Origin of the sequence: Pseudonocardia lutea (genome assembly GCF_042658055.1) — a bacterium.
GTDB classification, from domain to species: Bacteria; Actinomycetota; Actinomycetes; order Mycobacteriales; family Pseudonocardiaceae; genus Pseudonocardia; species Pseudonocardia lutea.
This window is the reverse complement of sequence record NZ_JBHSQK010000057.1, coordinates 1-20,532: the sequence shown is the minus strand read 5'-3', so window position 1 is coordinate 20,532 and position 20,532 is coordinate 1. Positions and strand designations below refer to the sequence as shown.

The following is a 20,532-nucleotide window of genomic DNA, read 5'->3' as shown; positions in this document are numbered from 1 at the left end:
CATGACCTCCGCCGCCCCCGCTCCGCTCGCGACCGACACCCACCCCGAGCCCCGCGTCGCCCTCGTCACCGGTGGCGCACGCGGGATCGGGGCGGCCATCACCACGACCCTGGCCCGCTCCGGGGTGCACGTGGCCGCCGGCTACAGCTCCAACTCGAAGGCCGCCAACGACCTCGCCGACAAGCTCCGCGCCGAGGGCTGCTCGGTCTCGGTGCACCAGGGCAACGTCGGCGTCCCGGAGGACTGCCAGCGGTACGCCGACGAGGTGCTCGAGGCCTACGGGAAGATCGACTACCTGGTCAACAACGCGGGGATCACCGTCGACAAGACGGTGCGGAGGATGACCGTCGAGGACTGGCACGCGGTGCTCCGGATCAACCTCTCCGGCGCCTTCTACATGACCAAGGCCGTGCTGGACCACATGTCCGGCAACGGCTTCGGCCGGATCGTCAACATCAGCTCGGTGATCGGCGAGTCCGGCGCGGTGGGCCAGGCGAACTACGCGGCGTCGAAGTCCGGCCTGTTCGGGTTCAGCAAGAGCCTCGCGCAGGAGGTGGCGCGCAAGGGGATCACGGTCAACTGCGTGGCCCCGGGCTACATCGAGACCGAGATGGTCGCCGCGGTCCCGGAGCAGGTCCTGGAGAAGCTGCTGGCGAACGTCCCGGTCGGGCGGCTGGGGCAGGCGCACGAGATCGCCCGCGCCGTCCAGTTCCTCCTCGACGACGACGCCGGCTACATCACCGGCAGCGTCCTCGCGGTCAACGGCGGCCTGGACATGTGACCCCGTGGTGGCGAGGAACGCTCCCGCAGCGCTCGCCACTCACGACCCCCGTTCGGCGAACGGCACTCCCGCTCACACCTGGTGAGCGAGGGTGCCGTTCGCTCATGTGCGGCGGCAGAGGTTCTTCGCGGCGAGGACGCGTTCGACCGCGCGGTCGTTGTCCGCGGCGGTGATCTTGCCGGAGTCGAGTGCCTGCTGGAGGGCGTCCAGGATCGGGGCGACCGGCTCGACGTTCGACGACAGCGCCACGTCCGCGCCGGCCTGCAGCGCCGCGAGGCTCGCCTGCGGCAGCGTGAACCGGTTGCTGATGGCCTTCATGGCGCCGAGGTCGTCCGTCATGACCATGCCGTCGAACCCGTACTCGTCGCGCAGCAGCCGGTAGGTCGCCGGGGTGAGCGACGAGGGCAGGTCGCCGGTCAGGCCCGGGACGTCCAGGTGCCCGACCATCACACCGACACGATCGTGGTCGAGCCGGGACAGCAGGTCGGTGTAGGGCCCGAGGTCGGCCTGCCGCAGCCGGTCGAGCGGCGGCACGGAGACGCGGCCCTGGTGGGAGTCGCCGCTGGAGTGCCCGTGCCCGGGGAAGTGCTTGAGCACTCCGTAGATCCCGGCCTGCCGCAGTCCCTCCTCGAAGGCGCCCGCGTAGCGGGTGACCACCGCGGGGTCGTTCGAGAAGGAGCGGTCGCCGATCACGGAGCTCGCCGGCTGGTTGCTCACGTCGACGTCCGGTGCGAGATCCCAGGTGACGCCGCGGGCCGCGAGCTGCCGGCCGCGCTCCTCGGCCAGGGCGCGCACCTGCTCCGGCGTCTTCCTCGCCATCGCACGGGCGCTGGGCAGCTCGCCGTCGAGGTCGTCGATCCGCTGGACCCTGCCGCCCTCGTCGTCGACGGCCACGGCGACGGGCAGGTTCCCGGCCTGCTGCACCGCGTCGAGCGCCTTGTTCTGCAGGAGGGCGGTCGCGTTGCCGCCGAGGAAGATGCCGCCGACGTGCGAGTCCCGGACGATGCGCGCGGCACCGGCCGGGTCGGCGGCGTCGACGCCCACCATCAGCCGCTGCGCGAGCCGCTCGCGTGGGGTGAGCGCACCGACCATGGACACGCAGGTGGGACGCGGGTCCGCCGGGACCTGCTCGGCCGTGGGTTGCGGGGCCGGTGCGGCCTGCTGCTGCGGGGCCTGCTGGGGGGTCTGCTCGCTGCGGGCGGACAGTGCGACGTCCGGCGCCGCCCCGGTGATCACCGCGACCCCCGCGAGCAGTGCTCCCACGACCAGCCCGGCGCTGAGGACCGAGACCGCACGCCGGCGCCGACGCGGTGGGCGCGGCGTCGGCGGGCGTTCCGGCGCCAGGTCTCCGGGAGGGAAGCTCTCGATCCGCATCGCGTCCCAGTGTCCCCGCCGACCCCGACCGCCCCGCACACCCCCGCCCGCGCGTCGGGATGTGCGGGACGAGGGAGCACCGGCGGGAGCGGCCGCGCGCGTCAACGCAGCGGCGGGACCTGCTCCCCCACCGGCGGCGGCTCCGGCGGGGTGCCGTCGCCGAACGGCCGCCCGCCCAGCTCCTCCCGGTGGTGCGGGGTGAGCCAGCCGGACGGATCGGGACCGACGGGCACGATGCCCGTCGGGTTGATCTCCTTGTGCACGCCGTAGTAGTGCTGCTTGATCTGCGTGAAGTCGATCGTGTCGCCGAAGCCCGGGGTCTGGAACAGGTCGCGCGCGTAGGCCCACAGCACCGGCATCTCGGTGAGCTTGCTCCGGTTGCACTTGAAGTGGCCGTGGTAGGCGGCGTCGAACCGGACGAGCGTGACCCACAGCCGGACGTCCACCTCGGTGATCGTGTCGCCGACGAGGTAGCGCTGGTCCGCGAGCCGGTCGGAGAGCTCGTCGAGCCGGTCGAACAGCGCCGTGTACGCCCGCTCGTAGGCGTGCTGCCCCTTGGCGAACCCGCACTTGTACACGCCGTTGTTCACGTCGTGGAAGATCTGCTCGGAGAGCTCGGAGATCTCGTCGCGGTACTTCTCCGGGAACAGGTCCGGGGCGCCGGGGCGGTGGTAGGCCGACCACTGGGTGGCGAAGTCGAACTCGAGCGCCTTGTAGTCGTTGGTCACGACCTTGCCGCTGGCGATCTCGACCACGGCCGGCACCGTGACGCCCTTGTCGTAGCCCGGGACCGCCTTCTCGTAGGCCTCGCGCAGGTACTCGATCCCGAGCACCGGGTCCTTGTCCTCGGGGTCGAGGTGGAAACGCCAGCTCCGGTCGTCGTGCAGCGGGCCGGCGATGCCCAGCGAGATCACCGGCTCCAGGCCGTGCAGCCGCCGCGAGATGATCGCGCGGTTCGCCCACGGGCACGCGCGCGCCCCGACCAGGCGGTAGCGGTCCGGCTCGACCGGCCACGGCGAGGACCCGTCCGAGGTGATCCGCTCCTGCACGCCGAGGGGCTCGCGCTCGAACTCGTCCGTGCTCGACTGGGCGGCGCCTGCGATGTCGGCCATACCTGGAATCTAGGTCCTCCCGGCCCGTCCCGCCGTGTGGTCGAATCCGACCATGGTCACCGCGACGGAGCTGTCGGATCTCGTACGCCCGGGCATGCGGGTGGCCCTTGGTGACGGGTGCGGGACACCGGTCTCCCTGCACGGCCCGCTGAGCCGGGCGGCCGAGGGCAAGGCGGTCCGGCTCGTGCTCGGCTGGATGCCCGGCCTCGCGCCCGACCTGGATCCCACCGCGTTCGCCGACGTCCGGGTGCTGATGGGCGGGCCGGGGGTGCGGGGCATGGTGGAGGCCGGGCAGGCCCACGTCGTGCCCTGCCGGCTGTCCGCCGTCCCGGCCCTGGTGGCCGGCGCGCTGAAGCCCGACCTGCTCGTCGCGACGCTGGTCCGCGGCCCGGACGGGCTGCACCTCGGCGCCGAGGCCTCCTACCTGCGCGGGATCGTCGACGCCGGGGTGCCGGTCGCCGCCGTCGTCTCGACGGCCGCCCCGCTCGCCGAGGCCGGCCCGCCGATCCCGGCGGAGCAGGTCACCGTCCTGGGGGAGACGGACGCACCGCCGATCGAGATCCCCGACGCCACGCCCACCCCGGCCGACGAGATCGTGGCGCGGCACGTCGCGGGGCTCGTCCCGGAGGGCGCCCGGGTGCAGGTCGGGCCCGGCCGGCTCGCGCAGGCGATGGTCGGGGCCCTCGAGGTGCCGGTACGGATCGACTCGGGGCTGCTGCCCGACCCGGTCGTCGACCTCGAGGCGAAGGGCCTGCTGCTCGACGAGCCGGTCGCCGCCTACCTGTGCGGGACGCGCCGGCTCTACGAGTGGGCGGACGGGCGGCGGATCCTGCACCCCGTCGAGGTCACCCACGACATCGGGCGGCTGTCCGCGGCGGGTGCACCGCCCCTGATCGGGCTCAACGCCGCCCTGGAGATCGACCTCGACGGCCAGGTCAACGTCGAGGGCGTCGGCCGGGCGAGCGCCGGCATGATCGGCGGGCATCCCGACTTCTGCGCCGCGGGCGTCCGTGGCCCCGGACTGTCCGTGATCGCGATGCCGTCGACGGTCAAGGACCGCCCGACGCTCGTCGAGCGGCTCTCCCGTCCGGTCACCACCGCGTCGCACGACGTCGAGGTGGTCGTGACCGACCGGGGTGTCGCCGACCTGCGCGGGCTGGACCGGGCGGAACGCCGGGCGGCCCTGCTCGACCTGTGGGGCGGGCAGGTGCGCGCCGCTTCATGATCGCCGATCCTGGACGGAGAAGGTCGGAATCCGACCCTCCCCGTCCACGACCGGTGATCACGTGCTCGAGCGGCGGCGCGGTGTGGCAGGTCTCGGCCGACGCGGGCCGCGGTGCGTCGCACGGACCGGCCGACGACGGGTGATCGTCGGTCGTGGGCGGGAAGGGTCGGAAATCGACCGCCCCGCGCCACGACGGGTGATCGTGTTGCTCGGCGGTCCGGCCCGCGGGCCCGCCTACGGCGCATGATCGTCAGTTGTGGACGGGAAGGGTCGGAAATCGACCGTCCCGCGCCACGACGGGTGATCATGCTGCTCGGCGCTGCGTCTCGCGGACCGTCTCCGACGCATGAGCATCGAGACCGGCCCGCGACGGTCGGAGAACGACCTCCGAGCCCGGACTCGGCGATCATGGGCCTTCAGCCGTCACGGAGACGCGTTACGGCGCAGCCCCCCGAGAGGAAGCGGCGGTGAGCTCCCAGAGCTGCTCGACGCTGACCGGGACGGCGAAGAGGTGATCGCCGGACCTCCGACGACACATGATCGTCGGTCGTGGACCGGAAGGGCCGGAATTCGACCGTCGCGGTCCAGGACGGACGATCATGCTGCTCGACGGAGTGCGGCGCGTATCCGCGCGACGACGTCGTCGGGCCGGTCGTGGACGTCGTGCCAGGTCGGGCGCAGCACCGTCCAGCCCGCGGCGACCAGCGCGTTCTGCTTGTCCCGGTCGTTCTGGAAGCGCACGGCGTCGACGTGCCACGCCCAACCGTCGAACTCGACGGCGAGCCGTTCGGCAGGGAAGGCCAGGTCGATCGTCCACGGCCCGAACGGCAGCGCGCGGACCCAGCCGTCGATCCCGGCTCGTCCCAGCAGCGCGAACAGGGCACGCTCACCTCCCGAGTCGGCACGGTCGGCGGCGGCGGTCACCAGCGTCCGCATCCGCGCGGACCCCGTGCACCCGAGCGCCCGGTGATAGGCGGAGATCAGCTCCGAGAAGGTGACGTGGCGCTGCAGAGCGCGGTCGAGCAGCTCCGAGCCGCCCACGGGAAGCGCGGCCGCGACCTCGAGGGCGGTGAGCGCAGGCGCGGTGACCCGGACACCACGCACGGAGCGGACGTCGGGCGGGGCGAGCGCGCGGCGGCGCACCACGATCGCCTCCGGCGGGCGGGGATGCCTCGCCGGCCGGACGGTGACCTGCACGCGCGGCGGGCAGCGCTCCGTCATGCGAAGCCACCAGGCCGCGGCCTCGCCGGAGACGGCGGCATCCTGCCCGGCCCAGATCGAGGCGATCCGGACCCTCGCCGCGTCGCACCGCGGATGTCCCGCGACGAGGAAGACGCGCGGTGCCACCCGCTCCCACGTGCCGGAGGCCACGCGACGGCGCACCGCCGGCGCGGACAACCCCAGCTCGACGGCTTGGTGCAGGCCGATCACGCCGTTCTGGCGCTGGAGCAGGCGGTGCAGGCGGTCGTCCATGGCTGCGTAGCCTCGCCGACCCCTGCGCTGAACGCGGCCGTTCGACGGTTTCGTTCACCCTTGTGAACCGACCTTGATCATCTGTCGTGGACGCAGAAGGTCGATTTTCGACCGCTTCCGGTCACGATTACTGATCTTGGACCGGGGGCAGGCTGTGATGATCACTTGCGTGCCGGCCGAACCGGCTCCCGGGCGAGGCCCGCACCTGGCCGAACCGGCTCCCGGGCGGGCTCCGCAACCGGCCGAACTGGCTCCGCGGGCGGCTCCGCAACCGGCCGAACCGGCTCCGCGGGCGAGCTCCACAACTGGCCGGACCGGCCCCCGGCAAGCCCCGGCCCGCCACCCGGCCGTCAGGAGGTACTTCCGGAGCCATGATCACCCGTCCTGGACGCGGGCGGTCGAAATCCGACCGTCGCGCTCCAAGATCAGTGATCACCGCGAGGGCAGCGCCGACCACAGAGCGAGCGCGAGGACAGCCCGCGACCCGTCCTCATCCGCCGCAGACGGACGAGGACGATCTCCGTGATCACTCGCCGTGAACGGACGAGGCCGATCTCCGTGATCACTCGCCATGAATGGACGAGGCCGATTTCCCATGATCACTCGCCATGGACGGACGAGACGATCTCCGTGATCACTCGCCGTGAACGGACGGGACCGATCCCCGCGATCATCCGCCTCCCATACCGGAGGAGGTCGATCTGCCTCCGACCTCACGGCGGAGGACAGCCCTGTGCGCAGCGCGACCGTCACCCCCTCCGACGGGCCCTCGTGACCCGGGAGCTGACGTGATCACCCGTCGTGGACGGAGGAAGCCGGTTTCCGACCGTCCCTGTCCAGGATCAGTGATCATCGGCCCGGTCTCGCACCGTGTCACCCGTCCCGGACCCCGCAGGTCGGCCGCCCGTCGGTCAGGGCGCGAGGAAGTCGCGCAGGGCCGAGAGCGTGGCGGGGAGGTTCTCCTCCACCAGGAAGTGCCCCGCGTCGGGGATCGGCCGTCCGGTGACCAGGGCGGGATCGGCGGCGAGGCGGCGCCAGACCTCGACCGGGGGCTCGGGGTTGCGGCCGACCACGCCCTTCTCGCCCCAGAGCACCAGCGTCGGCGCCCCGAGCAGCCCGCCCTCGGCGTCGTGCTCCAGGTCGATCGTGGCGCCGGCCCGGTAGTCCTCGAGCATCGCGTGCCGCGCCCCGGGATCGGCGAAGGCCTTCTCGTAGGCGGCGAGGGACTCGGCGTCGTGCGCCGCGAGCCCGCTCCCCCAGCTGCCGAGCAGCCGGTGCAGGTAGTAGATCGGGTCGCCGGCGATCAGCCGCTCGGGCAGGTCGGCAGGCTGGGTGAAGAAGAACCAGTGGTAGTAGGCCTGGGCGAGCGCGCGGTCGACGTGCCCGTAGACGTACGCGGTGGGCAGGATGTCCAGCAGCGCCAGCTTCTCCACCCGGTCGGGGTGGTCGAGGGCGAGCCGGTGGGTCACCCGGGCGCCCCGGTCGTGCCCGACGACGGCGAACCGCTCGAACCCCAGCTCCGCCATCACCCCGGCCTGGTCGGCCGCCATCGCGCGGAACGAGTAGCCGTAGTGGTCCTCACCGGCGGGTGGTCGGTCGGAGTCCCCGTAGCCGCGCAGGTCGGTCGCCACCACCGTGTGCCGCGCCGCGAGCTCGCGCATCACCGGCCGCCACATCACGTGGTTCTGCGGGAAGCCGTGGAGCAGGAGCACCGGCGGGCCCTCGCCGCCGCGCGTCCCGTGGATCCCGACCCCCTCGACCGTGACGTCGAACGACGTGAACCCCGTCATGTCCGCCATGGTCCGGACGGTAGCCGGGCTCCGCGGTCGCGGCAGCCGGTTCGGACTCCTCGGACCCGCTCCGGAACACCCACGCCTTCAGCACCGCGAACCGCACCAGCCCGCCGAGCACGCTGGCGAGGGTGACCGCGGCCGTCTCCTCCAGCGGCGTCGCACCGGGGACGATCTCGTGCAGCACGAGCAGTACCGCCGTGCTGTAGAACGCGTAGAAGGCGACGGTCCCGGCGTCCTGGACGTAGACGCGCCACCGGTGGGCGGCCGCGCCCTGGAAGGTGAAGCGCCGGTTGACCTCCGTGCTCACCGCGGTGCTCAGCAGCAGGGCGACGAGGTTGGCCGGCACGGCGTCGAGGACCAGCCGGGTCAGCAGGTAGAGCCCGGCGTTGACCGCGGTACCCAGCCCGCCGACCACGCTGTACCGGATCAGCTGCGAGAGCAGGGGGAACCGCGCGCGGAAGGCCACGACCCGACGCCCGGTACCGCGCCCGAGCGCGCCGACCGGCCGGGACAGCGCGGCGCGGACGAGCTCCGCGAGGTCGTGCGCCGGGTGCGCCCGCCCGACCGCCCTGCTCGCCGTCACCCGTCCACCTCTTCCGCCCGATCCCGTGACCGGTACCTTTGTCGCATCCCCGTCTGGGTCTACGCCCTCTCCCAGCTGTGCAAACGCTGTGAGGGACGATCTTTCATCCCATCGGGGCGGATCCGTGACGAGGCCGTGATCTCCGGTACCCGTCACCGGTCCGAGGTAGGCGCGTTGACCGTGTGAGGTCGATCGCCACCCGTCCGGGTGGCCGACCGAGCACCGACAGGGGGGGTGGCCGGACATGCGTCGGACGGCACTGGCACTCGCGGTCGTCGCACTCGTCGTGACGGGTGGCGTCGCCGCCGCCACGGCGGCCTCCGCCGCCCCGACGAGCGACCCGGCGATCGCGCACGGCTACTACCTGGCGCAGAACGGCACCACGCCGGACGGGGCATGGTCGCCCCAGTCGGACACGCTCGTCGACCCGCAGGTCGGGCGCTGCTACGACCTGACGTCGCTGGCCACCGGACCGGGGGCGGACTGGACCGAGTCGGTCAACCGCACCGACAAGGTGGCCCTGCTGTCCATGAGGACCTGCGCGGAGCAGGAGGCGGCCGCGGCGAACGCGAGCGGCGAGGCCGCAGCGGCCGCACATCAGGCGGCGCGCTGGACCTCCCCCGACTCGGTCTCGGCGGGCTCCGGCGAGTACACGTTCCGCTCGGTGAGCTTCGCGAACGTCCCCTAGGAGCGGGCGTCAGACCTGCAGGAAGACGGTCTCCCGCTCGCCCTGCAGGTGGATGTCGAAGCGGTACTCCGCCTCGCCCACCTTCTCGGCGACGAGGGTGGCCCGCCGCTCGGCCGGCACGGCGGCGAGGAGCGGGTCGCGGTCGTTCCCGGGCTGGTCGGCGAAGTAGATCCGGGTGACGACGCGGTCGAGCAGGCCGCGCGCGAACACCGAGACGTCGAGGTGCGGGGCCTCCTCGGCGTCGCCGTCCAGGGCCGGCAGGGCGCCCGGCAGCACGGTCCGGATGCTCCACCGGCCCGTCTCGTCCGTGCAGCTGCGCCCGAACCCGAGGAAGCCCGGCACCGACGGCTCGACGGCGCCGCGCGGGTCGTCCGGGTGGGCGAAGCGGCCGTCGGGGTCGGCCTGCCAGGTCTCGATCAGCCCGTCCGTCACCGGGATCCCGGCGCCGTCGTAGAGGATCCCGGAGATCACGATCTCGCCCGGGGTTCCGGGCGGGACGACGTCGGCGCCCTTCGGCCAGTCCAGCCCGAGCCGCAGGTAGGGCCCGACGGTCTGGGACGGCGTCAGCGGCAGCTGCTCACTCATGGGGCTCCTCGAACGGGGTCTGCTCGCGGCCGCGCAGGACGATGTCCCAGCGGTAGGACAGCGCCCACTCGGGCTGGGTGGTGTCCATGTCGAAGGTGGAGACCATCCGCCCGCGGGCGCCCTCGGGCGCGGAGTTGAAGATCGGGTCGAACGGGAACAGCGGGTCGTCCGGGAAGTACATCTGCGTGACGAGCCGCTGGGTGAACGCCCGCCCGAACAGCGAGAAGTGGATGTGGGCCGGCCGCCACGCGTTGTGGTGGTTGCCCCACGGGTAGGCACCGGGCTTGATCGTGGTGAACGAGTACTCGCCCAGCGAGTTCGTGACCACGCGGCCGCCGCCGGAGAAGTTCGGGTCGAGCGGGGCGGGCCAGTTGTCGCGTGCGTGCGCGTAGCGGCCGGCGGCGTTGGCCTGCCAGACCTCGACGAGCGTGTCCGGGACCGGGCGGCCGTCGGAGTCGAGCACCCGGCCGGACACGGTGATCCGCTGGCCGAGGGGCTCGCCCTCGTGCTGGCGGGTCAGGTCGTGGTCGTTCGGCCCGATCTCGCCGAGCAGCAGCGGACCGGTCACCTCGGTCAGCCGCTGCGGCACCAGGATCGGTCGCTGCGTCGGCGCCCGCAGCCCGGTGCTCTTGTAGCCGGCGAAGTCGAGCGGGGGGTGGGTGTCCCTCGGCTGCTGGTAGGGCCGGGGATGGGCCAGGGTCATCGACCGCTCCTCTCCGAGCGTCTCGCTCGCCGCAGTGCTTCTCGGCGCGTCGGACAGCACTGTGCGGCACCGGGCGGCCACCGCTCGACCCCCCTTCCGTTGTGCGGAAGAATGCCGGGTCGTGGCGGGCAGGTCGACGGTGACGGCGCGGGTCCTCGACGTCCTCGGCGCCTTCTCCGCGGCCACCCCCGAGCTCTCCCTCACCGAGATCAGCCGGCGCACAGGGCTCCCCCTCACCACGACCCACCGGCTCGTCGGCGAGCTCGCCGCCTGGGGTGCGCTCGAGCGCGGCGAGGGCGGGCTGTACCGGGTGGGCCTGCGGCTCTGGGAGGTGGGCGCGCTCGCGCCGCGCGGGCTCGGGCTGCGCGAGCGGGCGATGCCCTACCTCGAGGACCTGCACGAGGTCACCCGGGAGAACGTCCAGCTCGCCGTGCTCGACGGCGCCGAGGTGGTCTACGTCGAACGGCTGGCGGCCCGGGACGCGGTCAGCATCCGGTCCCGCGCCGGGTCCCGGCTGCCGGCGACGGCGACGGGCGTCGGCCTGGCGCTGCTCGCGCACGCCGACCCCGAGCACGTCGAGAAGGTGCTGGCCGCACCGTTCCGGCGCTTCACGGAGAAGACGCTCACCGACCCCGACCGGGTGCGGCACCTGCTCGGCGAGGTCCGGCGGACCGGCGTCGCGATCAGCGAGCAGCAGATCGAGATGGTGTCGCAGTCGGTCGGGGCGCCGATCCGCGCCGGTCAGGGCCGCGTCGTCGCGGCGCTGTCCATCGTGGTGCCGGTCGAGGCGAACCCGCACGCCTACGTCCCGGCGGTCCTCGCCGCCGCGCGCGGGATCTCGCGCGCCCTCGGCGCCTCCGCCGTGGCGCGGTCGGACTGAGCGAGCGACGCTCTCGTTCAGTGGCTGCCCGAACGCGCCGCTCCGGGGGCGACGGCATCGCCGGGACGCGGCCCGGGACACGAGCGGCGCTCCCGGCCGGCAGGTGTGCGCGAACGCGCCGCTCGCCCACCGAGGGGTTGTGGCGTGATGGTGGAGGCGCAACGATCACGCGATGGACGTCGTGGAGTACCGGCCGACGCGCGAGCAGTACGTCTGGACCTTCGGCGGGGTGGCGCCGTCGCACCGGATCACGCCCGGCACCCTGCTGCGGCTCTGGACCGAGGACGCCTTCTCCGGGCGGCTGACCTCCACGAGCGACCGCCCCAGCGCCGTGCTGAACATGGCCGAGGTGAACCCGCAGACCGGCCCCTTCCACGTCGAGGGCGCCGAGCCGGGCGACACCCTGGCCCTGCACTTCGTCGACATGACGCCGGCGCGGGACTGGGGCGCCTCGACCACCATCCCCTTCTTCGGCGCGCTCTCCACCACGGACCGCACCGCGCTGCTGCACGACCCGCTGCCCGAGCGGACCTGGATCTACGAGCTCGACCGGGCCCGGGGCGTCGTCCGGTTCGCGGCGCAGAGCGTGGACCTGCAGCTCGAGCTGCCGTGCAACCCGATGCTGGGCACGGTCGGGGTCGCCCCGGCGGGCCGCGAGGTGCGCTCGAGCCTGGTGCCGGACCTGTTCGGCGGCAACATGGACACCCCCGAGATGAAGCCGGGCGTGACCTGCTACCTGGGCGTCAACGTCGAGGGCGCGCTGTTCTCGGTCGGCGACGGACACTACCGCCAGGGCGAGGGCGAGAGCTGCGGCACCGCCGTCGAGGGCGCCATGGACGTCACGCTGCTCGTCGAGCTGATCAAGGGCACGCCCACGGTCTGGCCGCGGATCGAGTCGGACACGCACTACGCCGTCGTCGGCTCGGCCCGCCCGCTCGAGGACGCCTGGCGGGCCAGCCAGATCGGCATGATCGCCTGGCTCGGCGAGCTGTACGGGCTGGACCGGCTCGACGCCTACCAGCTGCTCACGCAGATCTCCGAGTCGCCGCTCGCCAACGTGGTCGACACGAACTACAGCGCGGTCACCAAGATCGCGAAGGACCTGTTGCCCGCCGGGTCCGCGTACGGGGGCATGCACGCCCACCTGCGCGACACGGCCCGCACGATCTAGGGGAGGGACGCGTGGACCTGCAGCTCACCGGCCGGAAGGCGCTGGTCACGGGCGGCACGAAGGGGATCGGCGGCGCCGTCGTCGACCTGCTGGTCGAGGAGGGCGCCACGGTCGCCTTCTGTGCGCGCAACGCCGAGGAGGTCAAGGCCAAGGCCGAGGCCACCGGCGCGTCGGGCCGGGCCCTCGACGTCGCCGACGCCGGGGCGCTGGCCGCCTGGGTGCGCGACGAGGGCGAGGCCGGCGGCATCGACATCGTGATCGCCAACGTCAGCGCCCTGGCGATCGGGCCGGGCGAGGAGAACTGGAGGAACTCGTTCGAGATCGACCTCATGCACACCGTGCGGATGGTCGAGGCGGCGATGCCGTACCTCGAGAAGAGCGAGGTGCCCTCGATCGTCGCGGTGTCGAGCGTCTCCGGGCGCGAGGCGGACTTCGCCGGGGGCTCCTACGGCGTGATGAAGGCAGCGATCGTGCACTACATGTCCGGGCTCGCCTTCGACCTCGCCGCCAGGGGGATCCGGGCCAACACGGTCTCGCCCGGCAACGTCTACTTCGACGGTGGCGTCTGGCAGAACATCGAGCGCACGCAACCGGAGTTCTTCGCCGAGGCCATGGCGCTGAACCCCACGGGCCGGATGGGCACGCCCGAGGAGACGGCCTACGCCGTCGTCATGCTCGCCAGCCCGCGCGCCAGCCGGATCAGCGGCACCAACCTGGTGGCCGACGGCGCCCTCACACGCGGCGTGCAACTGTAGGACCGTGCGCGACTTCCGGATCGAGATCCCCGAGTCCGACCTCGACGACCTGCGGGAGCGGCTCCGCCGCACCCGCTGGCCCGAGCCTGCCACGGTGGAGGGATGGACCCAGGGCGTCCCGCTCGACTACGCGAAGGAGCTCGTCACCTACTGGGCGGAGGAGTACGACTGGCGGCGCTGCGAGCGTGAGCTGAACTCCTACCCGCAGTTAACGACGGGTCTCGACGGCGGCGGCGACGACACCGTCGACGTGCACTTCCTGCACGTCCGGTCCCCGCACGAGGGCGCGATGCCGCTGATCCTCACGCACGGCTGGCCCGGGTCGGTGATCGAGTACGTCGGGCTGATCGACGCGCTGACCAAGCCGGAGGACCCGGCCGACGCCTTCCACGTCGTCATCCCCTCGCTGCCCGGTTTCGGTTTCAGCGGCAAGCCGCAGGTGTCCGGCTGGGGCGTGGCGCGGATCGCCACGGCGTGGGCGCAGCTGATGGACCGGCTCGGGTACGACCGCTACGGCGCGCAGGGCGGCGACTGGGGTTCGATGATCACCGCCGCGCTGGGCACCGGGATCCCCGAGGCGATCACCGGCATCCACCTCACGATGCCGCTCGCCGAGCCGCCGCCCCCGGAGGAGCGCCAGACCCTCTCCGCCGAGGAGAAGGAGGCGCTGCTGTTCGCGAAGCGCTTCAAGGTCACCGGCACCGGGTACTCGGCCGAGCAGTCCACCCGCCCGCAGACGCTCGGGTACGGCCTCACGGACTCCCCCGTCGGTCAGGCGTGCTGGATCGTCGAGAAGTTCTGGGACTGGACGGACTGCGCCGGGCACCCGGAGAACGTGATCCCGCGGGACCGACTGCTGGACAACGTGATGCTCTACTGGCTCACCGCGAGCGCCGCCTCCAGCGCGCGGCTGTACTGGGAGAGCTTCCGCAAGCAGCGGCTGGACACGGTCGAGGTGCCGACCGGCGCGTCCGTCTTCCCCCACGAGATGAGCCGCCTGCCCCGGCACTGGCTGGAGCGGCGGTTCACGGACCTGCGGTACTTCTCGCACCCGGTCGCGGGCGGGCACTTCGCGTCGCTGGAGCAGCCGGAGACCTTCGTCGACGAGGTGCGCACGTTCTTCCGGATGGTGCGTTGACCGAGCGTGACGAGCGTCGTCCTCGCCCGCTCACTTCCGAGTGGCCTCGACCGCGGACGTTGACCCCGCGAGACGGATGTCACCTTTCGGGGCCGACACGTACCTCTATCGAGTGGTCCTCGTTGGAGTGATCGTCCGGTCGTGATCACTCCACCCCGGACACCCACCCGGTGACGACGAGGTCGTGGCCGGCCCGGTGGTCCCCTTCGGTCCACTGTGGCCTCGGCTGCGGCGTGCCACGAAGGAGACCGATGACCCGCACCACGAGCACCGCCCTCCGCCTGGTCGCGGCGGGGGCCCTGGGCCTGCCGCTGACCCTGGGGATCGCCGGCGTCGCGAACGCCGCGCCCGCCCACGGGGGGTCGAGCGGGTGTGCGGACGGTGGGCACTCCGGCGGCGGGCACTCCGGCGGCGGGCACTCCGGCGGCGGGCACTCCGGCGGCGGGCACGACGGGCACGACGGCGGCGGACACGGGGGGCCGGGCTCCGGGGGCTCCGGTCGGGGCGGGCAGGTGGCCTCCCAGGGCGGGAGCCTCGTGGACGCGCTCGCGCAGGTCGACCCGGCCCTCAACGTCGGCGGCATCCTGAACTCCGGCGACGTCCACCAGACCGCGCGGACGGCGAACTCGGCGAACTCGGGCATCGTGCAGTCCCGCGGCCCGGGCAGCGGCGGTCAGCACTCGTTCCAGGCCGGGGACGTCGTCTCCGCGCTGCTCCAGGTCGACCCCGCCGTGAACGTCGGCGGCATCGGCAACTCGGGTGACGTGCGGCAGGTCGCGGTCGCGGGGAACAGCGCGAACTCCGGGATCGCGCAGAGCGGCGGGCGCAGTGGTGGCCACGAGGGCGGGCACGGCCGTGACCACGGCGGACGCGGGCATGACCACGGCGGCGGGCACGGCTCGTCCCGCGGCGGGCAGTACGCGGCCCAGGGCGGCGACCTCATCGGCCTCGACCTCCAGCTCGCCCCCGCGCTGAACCTCGGCGGCATCCTCAACTCCGGCGACGTCCACCAGACCGCGGCCAGCAAGAACACCTCGAACTCCGGCATCTCGCAGCACCGCTGAGCACGCACACGATCACGGGCCGACACGGCCCTGTCACCGCGGCGGCGTGGGGACGCCACCGCGGGTCGCGGACGCCGGGGAGCGGGTCCGCGGCCACCCACCGGCGGGCGTGGAACGGTGCCCCGTTCCACGTCCGGGCGGCGGTCCCCGTGCCGGAGCCATCGCCGGCACTACGGCACGTGCTTCCGCCCCGCACCTCGGCGGACGCGCTCATGCCCCGCGCGCACGACGCGCCCGTTCCGGTCGCGGCGCACCCGTTCCGGACGCCGCGGCGCACCCGTTCCGGACGCCGCGGCGCACCCGTTCCGGACGCCGCGGCGCACCCGCCCCCTTCGCCGCCGCACACTCGCCCGGAGCACGGCGCACCCGCCGGCGCGCGGCCGCGCACCCCGCCAGACGCGGCACACCCTTGCAGCCCCGCGGCACACCCCGGTTGCCCTCGTACACGCCGTCGACCGGGTGTGGGAGCGCATCAGCGGCTGTATCGCCGGCCGACGCTCGACGCGAGGCGTCGCGGCACACCCGGATGGTCGTGACCGCCGAGCAAGGCCCTTGACACTGCAGTCCTGGCGCGCTCCGCACTGGTCGCCTGGTCCCACGGGTCGCCGGTCACACGGGTCGCCGGTTGCCGGTCACCCGGGTCGGCTCGCGGGTCGCGGAGCCGGCACACCCCGACAGTCGTGACACACCCGGTCGACGGCCTGTGCGACTGACCTTCGCGGTGTGGGACCGCACCACGCGGGGTGTGCGAGCCGCCGACCCCGCCGACCCCGCCGACCGCCGCCACAGCCTCCGCCGATCAGCACCCCGGCCGGGTCGCTCCTACTCGAACGCCAGCACCGAGGCCGTGAAGCTGTGCAGGTGGTTCCGCCCACCCACCGGCCCGATCTCGCCGGCGGCGAAGAAGCCGGCGACCGGGACGTCGCCCAGCTCCGAGCGGACGATGCGGCTGTCGTGGTCGGAGTCGGGGAACATGACCGTCCCGCGGCCGTTGCAGGAGAACAGGAGGGCGCCCCGCATCCGCGGGAGGTCGTCGAGCAGGTGCGCGAGGTCCTCGCCGGCGCCCGCGGCGTCGCGCACCTGGAACTGCACCGTCCGCCCGACCTCGACGACGTCCCCGACCGCCACCGCGCCGGCCTCGGGGTCGATGCCCATCACCCCGCGGATGAGGAAGTCGCCGCGACCGTGCTCGTCGGCGTACTCGTCGATCGCGACGCCCAGGTGCAGCGACTGCGCGACCTGGTGCCGCTCCTCGGCCGGCAACGCCCGGACGATCGCGCCGAGCTTCGCGTAGGCCTGCTCCCCCGCCAGCTCCAGCAGCAGGCTCGCCTTCGCGGCCGTCACGATCATCGGCGGCCCGATCGGTCGGCAGCCCTGGCTCACCACGGTCCGGACCCCGGCGCCACGGCCGATCAGCACGCCCGCGGCGCCGCCGTCGAGCACCTCGCCGTCGAGCAGGAGGCGGTTGCCGCCGGGCGTGGCGCCGACGCTCGCCAGCCCGCCCATCAGGGGCAGGCCCGGGAGCAGCTCGTCGGACCGCTCGAGGTACCCCGCAACCGGGAACGAGTACGGGTCGACGAGCAGGATCGCCGCTTCGGGGTCGGCCGAGGCCGCCGCGGGCGGCGTGCCCGTGACCGTGATGCCGTCGGGGCCGCGCCGCGCGCCGAGCCGGAAGGTGTCGAGCGGGACGCCGGGCAGCGCGGCGGCGAACACCGAGACGGACGGCTCCTGCTCGACCCCGCGGCCGCCCGCGATCACCCCGTGCGCGGTCGTACCGACCGCCGCCCGCGCGCCGGCGATCTCCATCGCGTGAGCGGCCGCCGCGGCCGCCTCGTCCGGGTCGCCCTCGCGCCCCGTCGCCACGAACACCACCAGCAGGTCGGGCGTGCGCCCACCGAAACCGGACAGTGCCTGGGCGGTCGCGACCTCCGCAGCCCCGCGGAGGTCCGGGCCGACGGCCAGCCCGTCGCCGAAGATCCTGCCGTCGTCCGAGTCCTTCACCGTCGTCCCCCTCCCCCGCCACCGCGGGGAGCGCCGGTGGCGGCTCAGGGCATCGTCCCAGCCCGACGCCGGCGCGGCCAGCCGCGTGCTCGCGCGGACGAAGGCGACCGGCCGTGTGCTCGCCCGCACGAAGGCGGCCGGCGTGCTCGCCCGACGATGGAGGACGGGACGGGCGAGGGGGCCGCCCGACGCACCGGACGACCCCTCGCGGCGTCTTCTGGAAGAACCTGTCCCCCGAGGGCGGGGACAAGCCGGACTGCGAGCTCGCCGCGGCGCTCGACGAGCACTTCGGCTCGTTCGACGCCTTCCAGACCCACTTCACCGCGGCCGCCACCACCATCTAGGGCTGCGGCTGGGCGATCCTCGGCTGGGACCGGCCCGGCGAGCGGCTGCTGGTGCACCAGCTCTACGACCAGCAGAACCAGCTGCGGCCGGGCAGGTCCCGATCGTGACGCTGGACATGTGGGAGCACGCCTTCTACCTGCAGTACAAGAACGTGAAGCCGGACTACGTCAAGGCGTGGTGGAACGTCGTGAACTGGGCGGACGCCCAGCAGCGCTTCGCCGCGGCCCGCGCGAGCTGACCCGCGGGGCCGGCGCGCCGACGCGGGCGCCGGCCTCGCCGCGCTCAGCCCGGGAGGCCGCCGGCGGCGCGCAGGAGCAGGTGCATCGCCAGGTCGGTGGACCGCTCCCGGATGTCCCCGCGCGCCCCGGGCAGCACGGGGTCGCGGGCCAGGACCTGTCCGTCCGCGGTCGTGACGCAGAAGCAGACGTAGCCGACCGGCTTGGCCTCGGTCCCGCCGCCGGGCCCGGCCACCCCGGTGATCCCGATCCCGATCGACGCCCCGAACTTCTCCCGTGCGCCGTCGGCCAACGCCCGGGCCACCTCCGGCGACACCGCCCCGTGCTCGGCGATCATCTCGGCCGGCACGCCCAGCAGCGCGGTCTTGGCCTCGTTCGAGTAGGCGACCACCCCGCCGTCGACGTACTCCGACGAGCCGGCCCGGTCGATCAACCGGGAGGCCAGCATCCCCCCGGTGCACGACTCCCCCGTCGCGACGGTGAGCCCGCGTGCGAGCAGCGCCTCCGCGAGCAGCTCGTCCGTGGTCGCGCCGACGGCGCTGACCAGCTGCGTGCGGTGCCGGGCGATCAGCTCGCCCGCCAGCTCCGCGGCGACCGGCTCGGAGCCGGGCACCGGGTGCAGGTCGACCTCCAGCTCCGAGCGGCGCAGGCAGGTCGTCACCTCCACACCGGACAGGTCGCGGGCGCGCTCGATGTCGCGCAGCGTCTCCGCGATCTCGGACTCCGGCAGGTTGAAGAAGCGCAGCGACCGCGCCTCCGCCCGGGGCACCGTGGCCAGCAGCTCCGCGAACGGCGCCGCCTCCAGCACCGCCGGCCACATCCCCTGCAGCTCGCGCGGCGGCCCGGGCAGGACCACGACCAGCGGTCCGTCCGGGCGCCGGACCACGAGCCCGGGCGCGGTCCCGACCGGGTCCAGCGGCACGGCACCGCGGGGCACCATCGCCTGCTTGCGGGTGGCCTCGTCGAGGGCCGGACCGGCGAACCCGGTGCGCCGGGCCCAGCGGGCCACCCGGCGCCCGATCGTCTCCTGCATCGCCGTGTCGAGCTCCAGCTCCGCCCCCACGTACGCCGCGACGATCTCGACCGTGATGTCGTCCGCGGTCGGGCCGAGGCCCCCGCTCGTCACCACCAGCTCGACGCCGCCCTCGGTGACCTGGCGCAGCGCAGCCGCCAGGTCCTCCGGCCGGTCGCCGACCAGCACGACCTGCGCGACCTCGAAGCCGAGCTCGCCGAGCTCGCGGGCGACCCACGGCCCGTTGGCGTCCCGGACGGCGCCGGTGAGCAGCTCGCTCCCGGTCACGACGATGCCGGCGCGCGGCCGGCGGGCCCTCGATCCCTCACCCACGCAAGGACCCTACCCCGGCCCGGGCGTGTCCTCCTGCATGATCACCGAGCGTGACGATCACGGCTCGGGCCACCCCGTGTCGTCCCCCCGACGACGTCACCGGCCTGGGGATGTGATCGTTCTCAGGGTGGTCACAGCGTGCGTGCGGAGACTCGAGGTCGTCCCTCCCGGAACACCCGAGCGCCGGGTGCCGGGCGGGAACGGGAGGAACGCGAGATGACGGACGAGCACGGACCCACCTGGGTCGGCGAGACCGACGTCGACGACGTCGCCGGCCTGCACGTCGAGGCCCGCTACACCGCCGCCCGGCTCCTGGTGACCGCCGGCGGCGACGCCGTCGGGCAGGTCACGGTGCCGCTGCGGGCGGGTGTGGCCGACGCCGTGACCGTCGCCGAGGCCGTGCGCGCCCAGCTCGGCGCGCTGCCGCAGCCACGGCGGGTGCCCACCTCCGTCGAGCCGGTCAGCGTCGTGATCGCCACCCGCGGGCGGCCCGAGAGCCTGGGCCGCGCGGTCCGCGCGGTGCTGGCGGGCGACCACCCCGCCGTGACCGTGCTGGTGGTGGACAACGACCCGACCGACGACGCCACCGAGCGGGTCGTCGCCGGTCTCGGCGACCCCCGTGTCCGCTACCTGCGCGAGGCGCGCCGCGGCACCTCCGCGGGCCGCAACCGCGGGCTGGCCGAGGCGGACACCCGGCTCGTCCTCTTCACCGACGACGACACCGAGGTCGACACGGCCTGGGCCCGCCGGATGGCCGGCGCGTTCGCCGCGGACCCGCGGGTCGTCTGCGTGAGCGGGCCGGTGCTGGCCGCCCGCCTCGACACCGAGCAGGAGCGCCTCGCCGACGCGACGCTGGGCTGGGCCAAGGGCTTCCGCCCGCGCACCTTCTCGCTCGCGGCGCCGCCCGCGGACTCGGCGATCTTCCCGTTCGCGCCCGGCCTGCTGGGGATCGGGGCGAACCTGGCCGTGCAGGCGGACGTCGCCCGCGAGGTCGGAGGCTTCGACGAGGCGTTCGGCCCCGGCTCCCCCACCCGCAGCGGCGAGGACTGCGAGTTCCTGGTCCGGCTGGTGCTCGCCGGGCACGTGCTGGCCTACGAGCCGGCGGCCTGGGTGCGCCACCACCACCGCAGCGACCTCGCCGGGCTGCAGGAGCAGGTCGAGGGCTACGCCGTCGGCCTGGCCGGGTTCCTGACCAAGGTCGCGCTCTCGCCGCGCGGCCGGGCCGCCGCGCTGCGCCGCAGCCCGGCGGCCGTCCGCCGGCTGGGCGCGATCGCCGACCG

17 protein-coding genes and 2 pseudogenes are annotated in these 20,532 nt (G+C 73.9%); 10 read left to right on the top strand and 9 right to left on the bottom strand.

The window, feature by feature from the left end:
* Nucleotide 1: 1 nt before the first annotated feature.
* On the top strand, nt 2–781 hold the full coding sequence (locus ACFQH9_RS21620) for a beta-ketoacyl-ACP reductase (protein ID WP_379568292.1): 780 nt from the start codon (nt 2–4) through the stop codon (nt 779–781).
* Between the two features lie 102 nt (nt 782–883).
* Here the strand turns inward: ACFQH9_RS21620 and ACFQH9_RS21615 are convergent, their stop codons facing one another.
* Nucleotides 884–2,155 carry a glycoside hydrolase family 3 N-terminal domain-containing protein gene (locus ACFQH9_RS21615; RefSeq protein WP_379568290.1) on the bottom strand — a complete coding sequence of 424 codons (1,272 nt, stop codon included), beginning with the start codon at nt 2,153–2,155 and terminating at the stop codon, nt 884–886.
* A 101-nt stretch (nt 2,156–2,256) separates the two neighbouring features.
* The gene (locus tag ACFQH9_RS21610) at nt 2,257–3,267 is read right to left on the bottom strand and encodes a glutathione S-transferase family protein (protein WP_379568288.1); all 1,011 of its coding nucleotides are present in this window, start codon (nt 3,265–3,267) and stop codon (nt 2,257–2,259) included.
* Nucleotides 3,268–3,319: 52 nt separating this feature from the next.
* On the opposite strand from ACFQH9_RS21610, the gene ACFQH9_RS21605 reads away from it, so the two are divergent.
* Nucleotides 3,320–4,492 carry an acetyl-CoA hydrolase/transferase C-terminal domain-containing protein gene (locus tag ACFQH9_RS21605; RefSeq protein ID WP_379568286.1) on the top strand — a complete coding sequence of 391 codons (1,173 nt, stop codon included), beginning with the start codon at nt 3,320–3,322 and terminating at the stop codon, nt 4,490–4,492.
* Nucleotides 4,493–5,089: 597 nt separating this feature from the next.
* On the opposite strand, the gene ACFQH9_RS21600 is transcribed toward ACFQH9_RS21605, so the two are convergent.
* From ACFQH9_RS21600 to ACFQH9_RS21590, 3 genes and pseudogenes are all read right to left on the bottom strand, one after another.
* Nucleotides 5,090–5,965 (bottom strand): DUF559 domain-containing protein, encoded by an 876-nt coding sequence (locus ACFQH9_RS21600; protein WP_379568283.1) that lies wholly within the window; start codon nt 5,963–5,965, stop codon nt 5,090–5,092.
* A 911-nt stretch (nt 5,966–6,876) separates the two neighbouring features.
* Nucleotides 6,877–7,755, bottom strand: a complete 879-nt coding sequence (locus ACFQH9_RS21595) for an alpha/beta fold hydrolase (RefSeq protein WP_379568281.1) — start codon at nt 7,753–7,755, stop codon at nt 6,877–6,879.
* Between the two features lie 85 nt (nt 7,756–7,840).
* A pseudogene (locus ACFQH9_RS21590) lies at nt 7,841–8,587 on the bottom strand (GtrA family protein); the annotation flags it as partial.
* On the opposite strand from ACFQH9_RS21590, the gene ACFQH9_RS21585 reads away from it, so the two are divergent.
* Nucleotides 8,586–9,029: a hypothetical protein gene (locus ACFQH9_RS21585; RefSeq protein ID WP_379568279.1), complete on the top strand. Its 444-nt coding sequence runs from the start codon at nt 8,586–8,588 to the stop codon at nt 9,027–9,029. The pseudogene ACFQH9_RS21590 and the gene ACFQH9_RS21585 sit on opposite strands and share 2 nt — an antisense overlap.
* A gap of 9 nt (nt 9,030–9,038) precedes the next feature.
* On the opposite strand, the gene pcaG is transcribed toward ACFQH9_RS21585, so the two are convergent.
* Complete coding sequence (gene pcaG / locus ACFQH9_RS21580; RefSeq protein ID WP_379568277.1) at nt 9,039–9,614, bottom strand: protocatechuate 3,4-dioxygenase subunit alpha; 576 nt, start codon at nt 9,612–9,614, stop codon at nt 9,039–9,041.
* Nucleotides 9,607–10,317, bottom strand: a complete 711-nt coding sequence (gene pcaH, locus ACFQH9_RS21575; protein WP_379568275.1) for a protocatechuate 3,4-dioxygenase subunit beta — start codon at nt 10,315–10,317, stop codon at nt 9,607–9,609. Before pcaH ends, pcaG begins: the two co-directional genes overlap by 8 nt.
* Nucleotides 10,318–10,438: 121 nt before the next feature.
* Between pcaH and ACFQH9_RS21570 the strand changes: the two genes are divergently transcribed.
* The 5 genes from ACFQH9_RS21570 (at nt 10,439) to ACFQH9_RS21550 (ending at nt 15,325) form a co-directional block, all read left to right on the top strand.
* Nucleotides 10,439–11,197: an IclR family transcriptional regulator gene (locus tag ACFQH9_RS21570; protein WP_379568273.1), complete on the top strand. Its 759-nt coding sequence runs from the start codon at nt 10,439–10,441 to the stop codon at nt 11,195–11,197.
* Between the two features lie 172 nt (nt 11,198–11,369).
* Nucleotides 11,370–12,368: an acetamidase/formamidase family protein gene (locus ACFQH9_RS21565; RefSeq protein ID WP_379568271.1), complete on the top strand. Its 999-nt coding sequence runs from the start codon at nt 11,370–11,372 to the stop codon at nt 12,366–12,368.
* 11 nt (nt 12,369–12,379) lie between these two features.
* Nucleotides 12,380–13,123 (top strand): SDR family NAD(P)-dependent oxidoreductase, encoded by a 744-nt coding sequence (locus ACFQH9_RS21560; protein ID WP_379568269.1) that lies wholly within the window; start codon nt 12,380–12,382, stop codon nt 13,121–13,123.
* A gap of 4 nt (nt 13,124–13,127) precedes the next feature.
* The gene (locus ACFQH9_RS21555) at nt 13,128–14,261 is read left to right on the top strand and encodes an epoxide hydrolase family protein (protein WP_379568267.1); all 1,134 of its coding nucleotides are present in this window, start codon (nt 13,128–13,130) and stop codon (nt 14,259–14,261) included.
* A gap of 251 nt (nt 14,262–14,512) precedes the next feature.
* On the top strand, nt 14,513–15,325 hold the full coding sequence (locus ACFQH9_RS21550) for a hypothetical protein (RefSeq protein ID WP_379568265.1): 813 nt from the start codon (nt 14,513–14,515) through the stop codon (nt 15,323–15,325).
* Nucleotides 15,326–16,147: 822 nt separating this feature from the next.
* Here the strand turns inward: ACFQH9_RS21550 and ACFQH9_RS21545 are convergent.
* Nucleotides 16,148–17,326 (bottom strand): FIST signal transduction protein, encoded by a 1,179-nt coding sequence (locus tag ACFQH9_RS21545; RefSeq protein WP_379568263.1) that lies wholly within the window; start codon nt 17,324–17,326, stop codon nt 16,148–16,150.
* Between the two features lie 212 nt (nt 17,327–17,538).
* On the opposite strand from ACFQH9_RS21545, the pseudogene ACFQH9_RS21540 reads away from it, so the two are divergent.
* Nucleotides 17,539–17,909, top strand: a pseudogene (locus ACFQH9_RS21540) (superoxide dismutase); the annotation flags it as partial.
* A gap of 44 nt (nt 17,910–17,953) precedes the next feature.
* Here the strand turns inward: ACFQH9_RS21540 and ACFQH9_RS21535 are convergent.
* Nucleotides 17,954–19,252, bottom strand: a complete 1,299-nt coding sequence (locus tag ACFQH9_RS21535) for a competence/damage-inducible protein A (RefSeq protein ID WP_379568261.1) — start codon at nt 19,250–19,252, stop codon at nt 17,954–17,956.
* Between the two features lie 216 nt (nt 19,253–19,468).
* On the opposite strand from ACFQH9_RS21535, the gene ACFQH9_RS21530 reads away from it, so the two are divergent.
* A partial coding sequence (locus ACFQH9_RS21530) for a glycosyltransferase family 2 protein (protein ID WP_379568259.1) occupies nt 19,469–20,532 on the top strand: 1,064 nt, incomplete at its 3' end.